The sequence below is a fragment of the Bartonella melophagi K-2C genome, from assembly GCF_000278255.1.
Lineage (GTDB): Bacteria > Pseudomonadota > Alphaproteobacteria > Rhizobiales > Rhizobiaceae > Bartonella > Bartonella melophagi.
Window position 1 is genome coordinate 173,753 of record NZ_JH725081.1, and the last position, 14,670, is coordinate 188,422.

At 37.1% G+C, this 14,670-nt stretch carries 15 protein-coding genes; 5 read left to right on the top strand and 10 right to left on the bottom strand.

Annotation, left to right across the window (positions count from 1 at the left end; translation table 11 throughout):
• Positions 1 to 15: 15 nt before the first annotated feature.
• The 4 genes from pheS to nth form a co-directional block, all read right to left on the bottom strand.
• Positions 16 to 1,101, bottom strand: a complete 1,086-nt coding sequence (gene pheS, locus ME3_RS00695) for a phenylalanine--tRNA ligase subunit alpha (protein ID WP_007476179.1) — start codon at positions 1,099 to 1,101, stop codon at positions 16 to 18.
• Positions 1,102 to 1,195: 94 nt separating this feature from the next.
• Positions 1,196 to 1,597, bottom strand: a complete 402-nt coding sequence (rplT, locus tag ME3_RS00700) for a 50S ribosomal protein L20 (RefSeq protein ID WP_007476181.1) — start codon at positions 1,595 to 1,597, stop codon at positions 1,196 to 1,198.
• A 32-nt stretch (positions 1,598 to 1,629) separates the two neighbouring features.
• Complete coding sequence (gene rpmI, locus ME3_RS00705; RefSeq protein WP_007476182.1) at positions 1,630 to 1,833, bottom strand: 50S ribosomal protein L35; 204 nt, start codon at positions 1,831 to 1,833, stop codon at positions 1,630 to 1,632.
• A 137-nt stretch (positions 1,834 to 1,970) separates the two neighbouring features.
• Positions 1,971 to 2,708: an endonuclease III gene (gene nth, locus ME3_RS00710; RefSeq protein WP_007476184.1), complete on the bottom strand. Its 738-nt coding sequence runs from the start codon at positions 2,706 to 2,708 to the stop codon at positions 1,971 to 1,973.
• Between the two features lie 542 nt (positions 2,709 to 3,250).
• Between nth and ME3_RS00715 the strand changes: the two genes are divergently transcribed.
• On the top strand, positions 3,251 to 3,502 hold the full coding sequence (locus ME3_RS00715; RefSeq protein ID WP_007476185.1) for a BQ00720 family protein: 252 nt from the start codon (positions 3,251 to 3,253) through the stop codon (positions 3,500 to 3,502).
• A 337-nt stretch (positions 3,503 to 3,839) separates the two neighbouring features.
• Here ME3_RS00715 and ME3_RS00720 read toward each other — a convergent pair whose 3' ends face one another.
• On the bottom strand, positions 3,840 to 4,427 hold the full coding sequence (locus tag ME3_RS00720) for a transglycosylase SLT domain-containing protein (protein WP_007476187.1): 588 nt from the start codon (positions 4,425 to 4,427) through the stop codon (positions 3,840 to 3,842).
• Between the two features lie 111 nt (positions 4,428 to 4,538).
• A complete protein-coding gene (locus ME3_RS00725; RefSeq protein ID WP_425338844.1) occupies positions 4,539 to 5,618 on the bottom strand; it encodes a DNA recombination protein RmuC in 1,080 nt (359 codons plus the stop codon).
• Positions 5,619 to 5,794: 176 nt separating this feature from the next.
• Here ME3_RS00725 and def point away from each other — a divergent pair, with 176 nt between their 5' ends.
• The 3 genes from def to truA are packed head-to-tail and all read left to right on the top strand — an operon-like array spanning position 5,795 to position 7,999.
• Positions 5,795 to 6,325 (top strand): peptide deformylase, encoded by a 531-nt coding sequence (gene def, locus ME3_RS00730; protein ID WP_039952318.1) that lies wholly within the window; start codon positions 5,795 to 5,797, stop codon positions 6,323 to 6,325.
• The gene (gene fmt, locus ME3_RS00735; RefSeq protein ID WP_007476193.1) at positions 6,325 to 7,254 is read left to right on the top strand and encodes a methionyl-tRNA formyltransferase; all 930 of its coding nucleotides are present in this window, start codon (positions 6,325 to 6,327) and stop codon (positions 7,252 to 7,254) included. Before def ends, fmt begins: the two co-directional genes overlap by 1 nt.
• Position 7,255: 1 nt before the next feature.
• Positions 7,256 to 7,999, top strand: a complete 744-nt coding sequence (gene truA / locus ME3_RS00740; protein ID WP_007476196.1) for a tRNA pseudouridine(38-40) synthase TruA — start codon at positions 7,256 to 7,258, stop codon at positions 7,997 to 7,999.
• A 27-nt stretch (positions 8,000 to 8,026) separates the two neighbouring features.
• Here the strand turns inward: truA and ME3_RS00745 are convergent, their stop codons facing one another.
• Positions 8,027 to 8,869 carry an LOG family protein gene (locus ME3_RS00745; RefSeq protein WP_007476198.1) on the bottom strand — a complete coding sequence of 281 codons (843 nt, stop codon included), beginning with the start codon at positions 8,867 to 8,869 and terminating at the stop codon, positions 8,027 to 8,029.
• Positions 8,870 to 8,998: 129 nt separating this feature from the next.
• On the opposite strand from ME3_RS00745, the gene dapD reads away from it, so the two are divergent.
• The gene (gene dapD / locus ME3_RS00750; RefSeq protein WP_007476199.1) at positions 8,999 to 9,847 is read left to right on the top strand and encodes a 2,3,4,5-tetrahydropyridine-2,6-dicarboxylate N-succinyltransferase; all 849 of its coding nucleotides are present in this window, start codon (positions 8,999 to 9,001) and stop codon (positions 9,845 to 9,847) included.
• Between the two features lie 80 nt (positions 9,848 to 9,927).
• Here dapD and lepA read toward each other — a convergent pair whose 3' ends face one another.
• The 3 genes from lepA to argB form a co-directional block, all read right to left on the bottom strand.
• Complete coding sequence (lepA, locus tag ME3_RS00755; RefSeq protein ID WP_007476201.1) at positions 9,928 to 11,733, bottom strand: translation elongation factor 4; 1,806 nt, start codon at positions 11,731 to 11,733, stop codon at positions 9,928 to 9,930.
• Between the two features lie 265 nt (positions 11,734 to 11,998).
• Entirely contained in the window at positions 11,999 to 12,925 is a 927-nt protein-coding gene (locus tag ME3_RS00760) for a DMT family transporter (RefSeq protein WP_425338845.1), read from the bottom strand.
• 23 nt (positions 12,926 to 12,948) lie between these two features.
• Positions 12,949 to 13,854 (bottom strand): acetylglutamate kinase, encoded by a 906-nt coding sequence (gene argB, locus ME3_RS00765; RefSeq protein WP_007476205.1) that lies wholly within the window; start codon positions 13,852 to 13,854, stop codon positions 12,949 to 12,951.
• Positions 13,855 to 14,670: the final 816 nt, after the last annotated feature.

Here is a 14,670-nt window from a genome sequence, read left to right on the forward strand (position 1 = left end):
AAAACCGCGACAAAATTATACATTGCTCAAGCCAGTAAAAAGGGCAGCCACATCAAAGCAACGAAAACCATAATGATTCAACCAACGTAGATCAGTTTCAAAAAAAGCCCGCAAATCAGGCATGCCATATTTTAACATAGCCATACGATCAATCCCCATACCCCACGCAAATCCTTGATATTCATCCGGATCAAAACCAGCATTCTTTAACACATGAGGATGCACCATACCACATCCTAAAATTTCCAACCAATCATGACCTTCTCCAAACCTCACTTCTGAACCGGAACGATTACATTGAATGTCTACTTCCATAGACGGCTCAGTAAAGGGAAAAAAAGACGGGCGAAAACGCATCTTTACCAAAGATACTTCGAAAAAAGCCTTACAAAAAGTTTCATGAAGCCACATCATATGTGCAATAGTGGAAGTTTTATCAACCACCAATCCTTCTACCTGGTGAAACATCGGTGAATGCGTTGCATCAGAATCCATACGATAAGTTTTTCCAGGAATAATGATGCGTATTGGTGTCTGTTGCTTTTCCATTACACGAATTTGTACTGGTGATGTGTGCGTGCGCAACAATTTCTGATTCCCCGCTTCATCCACATCAAAAAAGAAGGTATCGTGCATTTCACGCGCTGGATGATCTTCAGGAAAATTCAGTGCAGTAAAATTATAATAATCCGTTTCAATATCTGGCCCCTGCGCAATAGAAAAACCCATATTTGCGTAAATAGCTATGATTTCATCAATCACTTGCGAAATAGGATGGATACGACCACGCTCTATAGGCGAAGAACGAACAGGCAAAGTGACATCAATTGTTTCCTTAGACAGGCGTACAGCTGTTGCATGACGTTTGAGAACATCGCGCTTTTGCGCCCACAATTCTAAAATACGATTTTTTAATCCATTAAGTATCGGTCCGACTTTATGGCGTTCATCGGGATTCATCTTTCCTAATGCTTTTAATCTTTCAGAAATGCTACCTTTTTTGCCCAATGCCGCAATACGTACCGCTTCAAGTGCCTGTTCATCATTGGCTGCTTCTAAAGCTGAACAAATTTCTTGTTCTAGACGTTCAATATCGTTCATATTTCTGCCTATTCTACATTAAAAAAAAACCGCACCAGTAATAACCAGAGCGGAATCTCGAATAAATAAATGCTTTAAGAAAACGCAAACTGGCTTACTTGACAGCGCCTTCAAAAGCATTAGGCGTTGTGTCTTTTAAATATTCTAAAGCCTTTTTTGCAGAGACCACTAAAGCAGCAAATGCTGTGGGCTCATAAATAGCTATATCAGACAGAACCTTACGGTCAATCTCAATACCGGCCTTTGACAGTCCGTCAATAAAACGCCCATAAGTTAAACCTTCTACACGAACAGCTGCATTGATCCGCTGAATCCATAAAGAACGGAAAGTACGCTTGCGGTTTTTACGATCACGATAAGCATATTGCTTTGAACGATCAACTGCTGCTTTAGCTGCACGAATGGTATTTTTACGCCGACCACGAAAACCTTCAGCTTCTTTAAGAACTTTTTTGTGTTTAGCGTGAGCTGTAACACCTCTTTTTACACGTGCCATATGACAATCTCCTATGAATCAAAATGCAAGGCTTAAAGGCCATTGGGTAAATAATACTGAGTGATTTTTTTAGCATCTGATTCAGCTAGAATCATTGTTCCACGTGCATCACGAATGAACTTATTAGAACGTTTAATCATACCGTGACGTTTGCCTGCTGCTGCTGCTTTCACTTGACCTAGTGCAGTAATCTTGAACCGTTTCTTAGCAGATGATTTGGTTTTCATTTTGGGCATTTTGCTACTCCATATGTTTAAATTTGATCAAATTGATCAAAACTTGAATAAGCCATTTGAACAGCCACGGCATGCCCTGCCGGGCGGTTCTAACCATGTTTTCATAAGCCAGTATACATAAAATAGCAAGGCCCGTATTAAAAAACAGGAGCTCCATTCCCTTTAACTTCAACCAAGGGTGCTGGAATGGCATTTGTTTTAATTGCTGCTTTGCAAAGATCAGCAATGATGCATTGTGTACAAAGTGCTTTACGCGCCTTGCAAATGTAACGCCCATGTAAAATAAGCCAATGATGAGCATAATGCATATAACAAGCTGGTATAATTTTTACTAACTTCTCTTCAACCACCTCTGGTGTTTTACCTGGTGCTAAACCAAGGCGGTTTCCAAGGCGCAAAATATGCGTATCTACAGCTAGAGTAGGTTGACCAAAAGCAACATTCAAAACAACATTAGCCGTTTTGCGCCCTACACCAGGTAGTGCCATAAGTGCTTTGCGACTATTAGGAACTTGGCCATCATATTGATCAATTAAAAGACAACAAAGTGCATAAATATTTCGGGCCTTTGCACGCCAAAGACCAATGGTTCGGATATAAGATGCGATCCCCTTTTCTCCTAACGCAACCATTTTTTCCGGTCTATCCGCAAGGGGAAATAACTCTTGTGTAACCTTATTAACACCAACATCTGTAGCCTGAGCTGAAAGAATAACCGCAATCAAAAGAGTAAAAGCATTCGTATACACAAGATCGCTTTTGGGAGTAGGGCGCTGAATAGAAAAACGGCGAAAGATTTCTGCAATTTCATCTTTTCTATATAATGTTCCGACGACTTTTTGCGCTTTTCTCAATTGCTTTGTCTTTTCAGTCATCAACCTTCTTTCTCATTTTCTTTGAAGTTATTGCTCACACTTAACCCCATAAAAGAAATATGAAAAATGCTTTTTTAAAATTTGTCAATTAATCACTTTAAAAAGTAACTATTACAATGACACATATTTTATTCTTTTTTTCTAAATTTGAAAAAAGAATAAAACGTCACGATATATTGATATAACTAATAAAGCTTACGCTAATTATAAATAGTGCGTATTTTCATAAAAATAATGAGGAGAGCTATACATGTAAACTCTAGCTGTTATCGCACTCAAACTTAGGTATGCTTAAGCTTCCTTTAGAAGAGGATTAACTGTCTATTCATAATGAACAAACAGTTAAAACTATCAATATTTCTATCATGGTATAACTTTGCATAAGTTCCAACACGATTTTCTTCTCACTAAAAATATGTATAGCATGAGTACTAAGTTGAAAAATAATCTTTTATCAATTATTCTTTATTTATTAAATGCAATAGATCTAATTCAAGTCAGCAGCGAAAATAACAAAAGTCAATGCATAAAGGTCCAATGAAATGAGTGAGCATAAACAAATCTTGTCATTACAAGACACAGCATCTTCTAATGAAGGACAAATTGCTTATTTAAAAAAAGTTTGTACAGATGATCTAGCTAAAAATTTTCCAGATCTTCCGCCAATGACTCCAGGAATTACAGTATGGGCTCTCTTTGGTGAAACGGGCCACCCAATTATTTTATCCGATGAGCGCTCTATTGCTCTTGCAGGTGCCAATGAACATGAGTTACAAATTGTCACATTACACTAAATTATTTAAAGACAAATTATGAAATCGCCCAATCTATGAACTTAAGTGTTGTAGCTATTGTACAGTCATAATTCTTACCATAAAGGCTATTGCAGAAAATTAGCTTTTTTAAAAATGAGAAAAATAAATTTATTTTGTGATAATTATTGTTAAAGATAATAACTATGCCTTCCCGACTAATATAAGCTTTAAAACTTAAAAAGCTTCAACTAAACAGGATAAATTTGACCTACAAAAACAGAAGCAATCAATCATTTGCTTGTATATCATTCACAATAAACATGAATTTTCACAAAATATTTAATGACATTTTGATCCGGCTATTTGCGCAATCTTTCTAGCGCCAACCACACGTTCTTAATTGCTGATCATAACGCCTTGCCATTTTATCCATACGTTGTGCAGCTTCTGTAATCGCTGGGGTAGAACGACCTCTATTGCGAGCATAAGCACCATGCCCCATATAATAATTTAAATAAAGACTATACGCATCATTGGGGTTAACACCATTGCGTCTAACACTTTGGCGATGATACCAAGCAACAAAATCGGCAGAATCAGCAAAATTAGTCCGTCGTGCAGAAGATCTTCCTGTAGAGCGGATATAGACTGCCCACGTATTATCAAGCGCTTGAGCATAACCGTAAGCTGTTGAACGACGCTTCCACGGAACAAAACCAAGAAGTTTTTTACGCTTAGGACGCGCATTATAACGAAAACCCGATTCTGTATTAATCGTCGCAAGAATAATAGATGCAGGAATTCCATGACGCATTTCTGCATTTCTAGAAGCTTTTTTCCAATTATCAAAAAAACCATTTTTTTGAGCTAAAATAACACAAGCATTATTTGTATATGTGGGAGGCTTTGTTGCGCAACTGCCTAAAAAAAATACAAATGTCCCCAATAATAAAAGGCGCCGCATCACCCTGTATTCCCTTATAAAAAGCTAAAACGTAGTATAAATACTACCAAATTCTTACAAAATTCATAAAAGATAAAATTATCCTCTATTTATTTAAGTAATTCTATTTTACTACTCATCACTCAAACGCAATGTTTGTGACTGAATGTGCGTTGTTATTGGCTTTGACACAAAATCATTTTCTTTTAATTCAAAAGCCTCAATGCGGCTAGCACGTCTCATGATTTTAGAAGACGATGTTAAAATTGCCTCAATATCCTCGCCTGTTTTATAAAAATGTTTTTGTAAAGCACGAACACGCATATCCATCCGTCCAAAGTCTTCTATTAATTTTGCTACCTCTGATTGAACCAAATGCGATTGTTCACGTATCTTTGCATCTTTCATAATGGTTTGTACAACTTGAACAGATAACATTAACAAAGATGGCGAGACAATAATCACATGCGCACGATTGGCTTTTTGTACTAATGATTCAAAATCTTCATAGATTGTTGCAAAAATTGATTCTGATGGCACAAAGAGAAAAGCTATATCATGTGTTTCTCCAGGAATTAAATATTTTTGTGCAATATCACGAATATGAACATCCATATCAGTGCGAAATTGGCGTTCAGCTCTTTTGCGTTCTTCAGAAGATGATGCCTTGCGCATAGCATTCCAAGCCTCTAGAGGAAATTTAGCATCCACAACAAGGGCTGGTGCTTTATTAGGCATATGAATGAGACAATCTGGTTGTTTTCCATTTGAAAGAACCGCTTGAAAAACATAAGTATTAGCTGGTAAAGCGTCAGAAATAATAGCTTCCATCCGTCCTTGACCAAAGATGCCGCGTGTTTGCTTGTTGTTTAAAATAGCCTGCAGTTGAATAATCTGCCCAGTAAGCGATTGAATATTATTTTGTGCTGCATCAATGACTGCTAAACGTTCTTGCAAACGAGTTAAATTTTCATAAGTAGATTTGGTCTGCACTTGGAGAGTTTGACCTAAATTAGTTGTCATCCCATTGAGTTGTTCGCGAATAGATTGATTTAATTCAGCCTGTCTTTGACCAAAAATTTCTGCCATTGTCTGCATGCGCCCTTGCATTTCGGCTTGGTTTTTTAACAATGCAGCCATCTGCATTTGCATTTCATGCGCGTGTGTAGTCGCTTCAATAGCCTTTTTCCGGTTACTGCGTATAATTATCATAATCACAAAACCGGCTAGTAAAAATAAAACTATAAATCCATAAAAACGCTCATTTAAGAGTATCAAAGAAAAAAACGAATCAAACATAACAGTAATATAGCGATTTTATTACGAAAAAGTGCACGAATCTCTTATTCAATATTGACCAGTAATAAACCATTGATTAATTTATTTCTATGCTAATGAAATCTTTAGTTACTCTACCTGACCCGATTCTACGTAAAGTTTCAAAACCTATCGAACATATCGATCTAGCCATTCAAAAGCTAGCGGACGATATGTTGGAAACCATGTATCACGCTCAAGGCATCGGTCTTGCTGCTATTCAAGTTGGTGTGCCATTACGTATGCTGGTTATAGATATTGCTGAAAACAATACCCCTAAAAATCCGCTTGTTGTGATCAATCCGGAAATTTTATGGCTATCAGATGAACGCAATATTTACAAAGAGGGTTGTCTTTCTATTCCTGAATATTATGCACAAGTTGAACGTCCTAAACGTCTTCGTGTTCGTTATAGCGATCGTGAAGGAAAGCAAACAGAAATTGAAGCAGATGATCTTTTGGCTACTTGTCTGCAACATGAAATCGACCATTTGAATGGCTGTCTTTTTATTGATCACATTTCAAAAATCAAGCGCGATATGGTAATTCGAAAATTAAAAAAACGCGCAAAAGAAAAAGACACACAGAAAGCAATTGTGTGATGGTATTACGATTAGGTTTTATGGGAACACCTGATTTTTCTGTGCCTATTTTACATGCTTTATTAGATGCTGGTCATGATATTGTAGCAGTCTACAGCCAACCTCCTCGTCCGGCGGGACGGCGTGGTCTTAAATTGGTTCCTTCCCCTGTCCAGAATGCAGCACAAGCAAAATTCATTCCCGTTTTCACACCTCAAAGTCTCAAAACATCTGAAGAACAAGATCGGTTTGCAGCATTATCTATTGATGTTGCTGTTGTCGCAGCTTATGGATTACTTTTACCAAAAGCTATTCTCGAAACACCACGCTTTGGTTGTTTAAATGTTCATGCCTCATTATTACCGCGCTGGCGTGGTGCAGCCCCTATTCAACGCGCGATTATGGCTGGTGACCAAGAAACTGGAATCATGATTATGAAAATGGATGAAGGACTAGATACAGGGCCTATTGCTTTATCCCGTTCAATCACTATCACCGATAATATGACAGCTCATGAACTTTCAAACAAGCTTTCACATATAGGAGCAAAGCTCATAGTAAAAGCTCTATCAACTCTTGAAAGAGACCAACTCAAACTTACCCCTCAACCATTGGAAGGGATAACCTATGCTGTCAAAATTAAAAAAGAAGAAACCCGAATTGATTGGACGCAATCTGCACAATCCATTCACAAATGTATCTGCGCTCTCTCCCCCTTTCCTGGTTGCTGGTGCATTATGGATATTGGTGGAAAACAAGAACGGGTAAAAATTCTTGGAAGCCGCGTAGTGGAAGGTGTCTCACTTGAAATTGGTCGGATAGAAGCAAAAAATCTGATTATCCATTGCGGAAAAGGACAAATAGAAATAACTCACCTCCAACGATCTGGCGGCAAAATTCTTGATAGTCCAACATTTTTGCGGGGAACCAACATTTCTGCAGTTTTTTGATATGGTACGTTTTAAACTTACTCTTGAATATGATGGTTCAAATTATGCTGGTTGGCAACGTCAAGCAGGGCTGCACACTATACAAGGTGCTATTGAACAAGCTATTTTTAACTTTAGCGGCGAAAAATTGACCATCATTACAGCTGGTAGAACCGATGCTGGTGTTCATGCTATAGGGCAAGTTGCGCATGTTGATTTTACAAAAAACTGGCATGCTAATACTGTACATAATGCACTTAATGCCCATTTGCAGCAACAAGGTGAAAATATTGCTGTTTTAAATGTACAAAATGTCCCAGATAATTTTCATGCACGATTTTGTGCAACCAAACGCTATTATCTCTTTAAAATTCTCAATCGTCGTTCACCACCAGCTTTAAACATTAAACGTGTATGGTGGCTGCCAAAACATCTTAATGCTGATGCTATGCATGAAGCAGCTCAAAAACTTGTGGGACAGCATGATTTTACTACTTTCCGCTCAGCCCACTGCCAGGCTAAAAGCCCTATTCGCACCCTTGAACGTTTAGATGTGTACAGAAAAGGAGAAGAAATTTTCCTTTATGCACAGGCTCGCTCTTTTCTTCACCATCAAATTCGTTCATTTGCAGGAAGTCTTGTGAAAGTTGGTACTGGACAATGGACAGCTCAAGATCTTGAAGCAGCTCTTAATGCCAAGAATCGTGCACGTTGTGGCATGGTTGCACCCCCTTCAGGTCTTTATTTGATGAAAATTGACTATTAACTATTTTAAAAATGTCTTCTTAAACTATCAACCCAACTTATAAAAAGAACGAATTACTTCAAAAGCTTGTTCTGCTGTATTGACGAACGTGAAAAGATCAATATCAGAAGGAGAAATCATACCTTGAGTGGACAAATAATCAAAATTGATAACATTGTTCCAAAATTCCTTCCCAAATATTAAAATAGGAACCTTTTTCATACGACCTGTTTGCATTAAAGTTAATGCCTCAAACAGCTCATCCAAAGTGCCAAATCCCCCAGGAAAAATAGCCAATGCTTTCGCCCGTATTAAAAAATGCATTTTTCGTATTGTTAAATAATGAAAATTAAAACACAAATGTGGTGTCACATAAGTATTGGGCCATTGTTCATGAGGCAAAAAAACATTCAAACCAATCGTTGGTGCACCAACATCATCAGCACCACGATTGCCTGCTTCCATTACCCCAGGTCCTCCCCCCGTTGCAATTACGAATTCGCGATATTTTGTGGTAGCAGAATAGCGCGAGCACAAACGCGCAAACTCTCTTGCCTCATCATAATAATGAGACATACTTTGCAAATTATTTTTTTGTTGTTGATTTTTCGCTGCCCATGCTTCTTGCCCAGGCTCAGGAATACGTGCCCCACCAAATAAAACAACAGTTGATTGAATGCCACATTCTTGAAAAACCATTTCCGGTTTTAAAAACTCAAGACCAAGACGTTGTGAACGTAATTCAGGACGCATCATAAATTCCTGATCCATATAAGCTATACGGTAAGTAAGTGAACGCATCTGTGGTGTGTCAGATATTGTATCCATTTGTCGCCCAATCTCCTTTACAGAGGAAGATAGCGTATTATTTTTTTCTTCTTTTTTTACCATTCTTTTATAGCCTTTTTTATATACCTGTTACACTCTTTTAAAACCCTTTTATTGACTACATACATTTCTTCACGTAGGCCATAAATAATAAATCTTTATGCTTTCAACTTGCTTAATGGAACTTTGGCAATGACCAATCTTACACAACTTGAAACAATTATTGAAAAAGCATTTAACAATATCGATTCTATTAATACCTCTACAAAAGGTGAAATTCGTGACAGCGTTGAACATGCATTAAATCTTCTAGACAAAGGTGAAGTCCGCGTAGCAAAACGCCAAGAAGATGGTCAATGGTATATTCATCAATGGTTAAAAAAAGCTATTCTTCTATCGTTTAAACTCAATCCTATGCGCATCATTTCTGGTGAAACAAATGGATCGTGTTGGTGGGATAAAATACCTTCAAAATTTTCAGGATGGCAAGAAGCTGATTTTAAACAAGCCAATTTCCGCTCAGTTCCTGGAGCGATTGTACGCCATTCTGCTTATATTGCACCCAATGTCATCTTAATGCCATCTTTTGTTAACCTTGGCGCCTATATAGATGAAGGAACAATGATTGATACGTGGACTACTGTTGGTTCTTGTGCCCAAATTGGCAAGCATGTTCATCTTTCTGGTGGTGTCGGCATTGGAGGTGTTTTAGAGCCACTGCAAGCAGGTCCAACAATTATTGAAGATCATTGTTTTATCGGTGCACGTTCTGAAATAGTTGAAGGTTGCATTATTCGTGAAGGCGCTGTTTTAGGTATGGGAGTTTTTATTGGAAAATCTACAAAAATTATTGACCGTACAACAGGCGAAATTTTTATAGGTGAAGTACCAGCCTATTCAGTTGTTGTTCCAGGCTCCCTTCCTGGAAAACCACTACCCAACGGTGAAACAGGCCCCAACCTTTATTGTGCTGTCATTGCCAAACGAGTAGATCAAAAAACACGGGAAAAAACATCCATTAATGATCTTCTACGCGACTAAAAGTACTGTTTAAAGATCTTTCTCGACAAACATTATATCAAACAAAATAATCAAAAAAGGCAAACATTTTTCTTTTTAAATTATTTACTCATTTTAAGTGCTTGAATAAAGGCTGACTGTGGAATTTCTACCTTCCCAAATTGACGCATGCGTTTTTTGCCTTCTTTTTGTTTTTCTAACAATTTGCGTTTACGGGTAATGTCACCACCATAACATTTAGCTGTCACATCTTTGCGTAAAGCACGAATTGTTTCACGTGCAATAATTTTACCACCAATTGCTGCTTGAATTGGAATCTGAAACATATGTTGAGGAATAAGATCTTTAAGCTTTTCGCACATAGAACGCCCACGCTTTTCCGCTATAGTGCGGTGTACAAGCATCGACAATGCGTCAATAGGTTCTCCATTGACTAAAATAGACATTTTAACCAAATCACCTTCAGAATAATCAATCATCTGATAATCAAAAGAAGCATATCCTTTTGAAATTGACTTTAACCGATCATAAAAATCGAAAACTACCTCATTTAGAGGTAAATCATACGTTACTATGGCACGCGTCCCAACATATGACAAACCAACTTGTACCCCGCGCCGTTCTTGGCAAAGCTCCAAAATCGCCCCAAGATAATTATCAGGTGTCATAATTGTTGCGCGAATCCATGGCTCTTCAATGGAAACAATTTTAACACTATCAGGCATATCAGCTGGATTGTGCAATTCCTCAATAGAACCATTAGTCATATGCATGCGATAAACAACAGAAGGTGCTGTTGCAATTAAATCTAAATTAAATTCGCGCTCTAATCGTTCTTGAATAATTTCAAGATGAAGCAACCCTAAAAAGCCACAACGAAAACCAAAACCCAAAGCAGCCGATGTTTCCATTTCAAAAGAAAAACTCGCATCATTTAAACGCAATTTCCCCATAGCTGTACGTAAATCTTCAAAATGAGCTGCATCAATTGGAAAAAGGCCACAAAAGACAACCGGCTGAGCTGGTTTAAAACCAAGCAACATATCTTCACAAGGGTGACGTTCCTCAGTAATAGTATCCCCAACGCGCGTATCAGCAACTTCTTTAATAGAAGCAGTTATAAAACCGATCTCTCCTGGCCCTAATTCATCAACCTGTATCATTTTCGGAGTGAACACTCCAACTTGTTCAACGGGATATTTTGCTCCCGTGCCCATCATACGAATAGTTTGACCTTTTTTTAACACACCATCAATTACCCGCACCAAAACAACAACACCAAGATAAACATCATACCAACTATCAACTAGCATTGCCTTTAGTGGTTTTGTAACATCGCCAACGTGGGGAGGAGGTAGTTGCATAACAATTGCTTCTAAAACATCCACAACACCTAAACCTGTTTTTGCCGATATTTCTAACGCTCCAGATGAATCTATACCGATCACATCTTCAATTTGCTCTTTAATTCGTTCAGGCTCTGCAGCTGGAAGATCCACCTTATTAAGCACAACAACTAATTCGTGATTATTATCAATGGCCTGATAAACATTTGCTAATGTCTGTGCTTCTACCCCCTGACTTGCATCCACTACCAATAATGAACCCTCACAAGCCGCCAATGAACGCGATACTTCATAAGCAAAATCAACATGCCCAGGTGTATCGATAAGATTTAAGATATATGTGTCACCATTCTTTGCTTTATAGTGCAAACGCACTGTTTGCGCTTTAATAGTAATCCCACGTTCGCGCTCAATATCCATAGAATCGAGCACTTGATCTTTCATCTCTCGTGTCTCAAGACCACCTGTCATTTGAATCAAGCGATCAGCCAAAGTTGACTTTCCATGATCAATGTGTGCCACAATGGAAAAATTACGGATATAATTGCGATCTATTGTCATACAAGGCGATTTAGCAAAGAATAGCACAAAACGCAAAGACCAATTATATACTCTTAAAAACCTTTAAAAGAATAGAGGTGAAGATCGTTCGTAAAACCCCATTAACTTGAATAAAGATTAAATTTTTATTTGCTTCAATCATAATGACAATCACTCAATATGAAATTCTTTATTTTGGTTTTTATCAACTATAGACTCTAAGCATTTTCAATAACCTAGCTTTCTCAAGCAAAATCGTCACAAAAAAATTGTTAAGAAGAAAAAGTTAATTGATTTTTTTATTCACTACGCCTTTTTTACGCCATTGCGCAGGCTGTAACTCAGCTATCACAATCCCAATTAAAATAAGTAAACCACCCAATAAAGCTGAAGCAGATAAACGCTCACCAGCCAAACGTCCAACAATACCAGCCCAAACAGGCTCACCTGCATAAATGAGTGTTGCGCGGGTAGGTGAAACAGATTTTTGTGCCCAATTCATAGTTAATTGGATCACTGCACTCATCAAAGCCAAGCTTAAACCTACATTTAGCCAAACCCATGAAAATTTAGGAATATTTTCTCCCATTAAAGGCATACAGAAAAATGAAAAAACGCCACCAAAAAATAACTGTATAACCGTTATACGTCGACTATCAACCTTATTTGCAAAAAGCCCAATAAGAATAATTTCCCCAGCAATCGCCAAAGCTCCTAGCAAAGTAAGAATTTCACCCTTTGAAAAATTAATACCTTTAAATCCTTGTCCCGAAACCAACACAAGCCCAACAAAAGCAAAAATAATACCAACCCAACTGGCAAAATGGGGTGGCTTTTTAAAAAAAATCCATTGCAATATTGGAACCATCGGCACATAAAGTGCAGTGATAAATGCTGACTGACTACTGATAATAGTTTGAAGTCCTGCTGTTTGCAAAGTATAACCAAAAAACATTCCCAAACCGATGCTCATACCAGCAAAAATTTCATAAAAGGTTACGCCTTTCATAGAGCGCCAAAAAATCATTCCAGATATGAGCGCCGCAACAATGAAACGAAACCCCACAAAAAAAAGTGGTCCACTATATTGTACTGCAATATGAATAATTAAAAATGTAATACCCCAAAGTATTGTCGCAGCGAATAATGCTAATTCTTGCTTACTGAATAAAAAACGCCTCAATTGTTGCATCTCAGCCATGAAAGGTTCCATCCCTAAATTGATTCCGACACATTTTATGAAACGATAAGCGTCCCAACTCCATGTTCGGTAAATAATTCAAGCAAAACAGAATGAGGTGTTTTACCATTTAAAATAACTACACCTTCCACGCCATTTTGAATAGCTTCAATACAAGTTTCCACTTTTGGAATCATACCATCTGAAATTGTTCCATCTTTGATAAGGTGCTCAGCCTCAGAAATTGTCAATTCTTTTAAAATTTTACCCTCTTTATCCAACACACCAGGAACATCAGTTAAAAATAAAAGGCGTTTAGCTTTTAAAGAGCCAGCAATTGCTCCAGCAAAAATATCAGCATTAATATTATAGGTTTTACCGTCGCGGCCCGGAGCAACCGGAGCAAGTACCGGAATCATTTCAGAACGTGCTAACAAATCTAGCAATGTCCGGTCAATTTCAACAGGTTCACCAACAAATCCTAAATCTAAAACACGTTCAATGTGTGACTCAGGGTCAATTATAGTCTTATAAGCTTTTTCAGCAAAAACCATATTGCCATCTTTACCACAAAGACCAATTGCCCATTCTCCTTCAGCATTGATGAGAGCTACAATTGCCTTATTGATGGAGCCTGCTAACACCATCTCAACTACTTCAACGATTTTTTCATCAGTTACGCGTAAACCATTTTCAAATCGCGATTCGATACCCATTTTCCTTAAAATTTCAGCGATCTGAGGGCCACCCCCGTGAACTACAACAGGATTAATACCCGATTGTTTCAAAAGAGCAATATCACGTGCAAATGCCTGCCCCAAAGCAGGATCACCCATAGCATGTCCGCCATATTTTACAACAACCGTTTTATTTTCATATTTTTGCATGTAAGGCAAAGCAGATGACAAAAACGCTGCCTGTTTTTCGAAAATATCTGCGGCAGTATTTGTAATATCACTCATCAAAAGAGTCTCCTCATCATTTTTTGCCCCCTTTTATAAAATTTAGAGAAAGTAAAAACAGATTTGAAATACATTTTTTATTCAACTCCTTAAAAATCATCTGATTTTTTCCAAAATTGCGTTTAAAACAAACGAAACTAGATAAATGCACCTTAAGCAATTATTGACACTGGAGTGTTTAAAAAAGAGGAACAAAAAATATCATCATTTTATAATCTTACTTTATCAAAAGTGCTAGGATAATATAGAAAATCTTTTGGGAAATGCTATATAATTACTGATTAAACTACATAACAACGCTTTAATAAAACAGGTTGTAAAAAATCAATGGTTTTATGGAAAAAACATATTTTTCTATAATGCAATTAATTGCCATACCTTTAGTAAATAGAACAACTTGGTAAGTGTAATAATCTCTAATACATAAATGTATTATCATAACTACTTAAACATTGTTTAATGAAATCAAAGACTTAGCAATTTCTGCATAAAAGTTAAACATTCATAAAAGCGATTGTATTTTGACTTTATGCCCATCTTTTAAGGGTTTTACTTTTATCATGATCTGTACCATATTGGACCAATCCGCTTTATCCTTTTTGAAGAATTAACTGTCAAATTATGATGCACTTTAATAAGTTTCCAATAAAATTAATTATTATCATTGCGCAATATTGAAACTTATTCGTTATTTTTCTCTCACAATCCATAGCTTTACAAGCTACTGAAATTTAAACACTAATTCATTACTCAACTATCATTACTGTAAAACAAAAATTTGCTTTCAAACACAAAAATCAAATGTGATTTAAGTTT

Excerpts from the sequence above, each read along its gene's own strand:
- ME3_RS00720 (WP_007476187.1), bottom strand. The coding sequence starts at position 4,427 with ATGCGGCGCCTTTTATTATTGGGGACATTTGTATTTTTTTTAGGCAGT.
- fmt (WP_007476193.1), top strand. The coding sequence starts at position 6,325 with ATGGTATTACGATTAGGTTTTATGGGAACACCTGATTTTTCTGTGCCT.
- def (WP_039952318.1), top strand. The coding sequence starts at position 5,795 with ATGCTAATGAAATCTTTAGTTACTCTACCTGACCCGATTCTACGTAAA.
- rplT (WP_007476181.1), bottom strand. The coding sequence starts at position 1,597 with ATGGCACGTGTAAAAAGAGGTGTTACAGCTCACGCTAAACACAAAAAA.
- pheS (WP_007476179.1), bottom strand. The coding sequence starts at position 1,101 with ATGAACGATATTGAACGTCTAGAACAAGAAATTTGTTCAGCTTTAGAA.
- ME3_RS00725 (WP_425338844.1), bottom strand. The coding sequence starts at position 5,618 with ATGATAATTATACGCAGTAACCGGAAAAAGGCTATTGAAGCGACTACA.
- nth (WP_007476184.1), bottom strand. The coding sequence starts at position 2,708 with ATGACTGAAAAGACAAAGCAATTGAGAAAAGCGCAAAAAGTCGTCGGA.
- ME3_RS00760 (WP_425338845.1), bottom strand. The coding sequence starts at position 12,925 with ATGGAACCTTTCATGGCTGAGATGCAACAATTGAGGCGTTTTTTATTC.
- truA (WP_007476196.1), top strand. The coding sequence starts at position 7,256 with ATGGTACGTTTTAAACTTACTCTTGAATATGATGGTTCAAATTATGCT.
- ME3_RS00745 (WP_007476198.1), bottom strand. The coding sequence starts at position 8,869 with ATGGTAAAAAAAGAAGAAAAAAATAATACGCTATCTTCCTCTGTAAAG.
- ME3_RS00715 (WP_007476185.1), top strand. The coding sequence starts at position 3,251 with ATGAGTGAGCATAAACAAATCTTGTCATTACAAGACACAGCATCTTCT.
- rpmI (WP_007476182.1), bottom strand. The coding sequence starts at position 1,833 with ATGCCCAAAATGAAAACCAAATCATCTGCTAAGAAACGGTTCAAGATT.
- dapD (WP_007476199.1), top strand. The coding sequence starts at position 8,999 with ATGACCAATCTTACACAACTTGAAACAATTATTGAAAAAGCATTTAAC.
- lepA (WP_007476201.1), bottom strand. The coding sequence starts at position 11,733 with ATGACAATAGATCGCAATTATATCCGTAATTTTTCCATTGTGGCACAC.
- argB (WP_007476205.1), bottom strand. The coding sequence starts at position 13,854 with ATGAGTGATATTACAAATACTGCCGCAGATATTTTCGAAAAACAGGCA.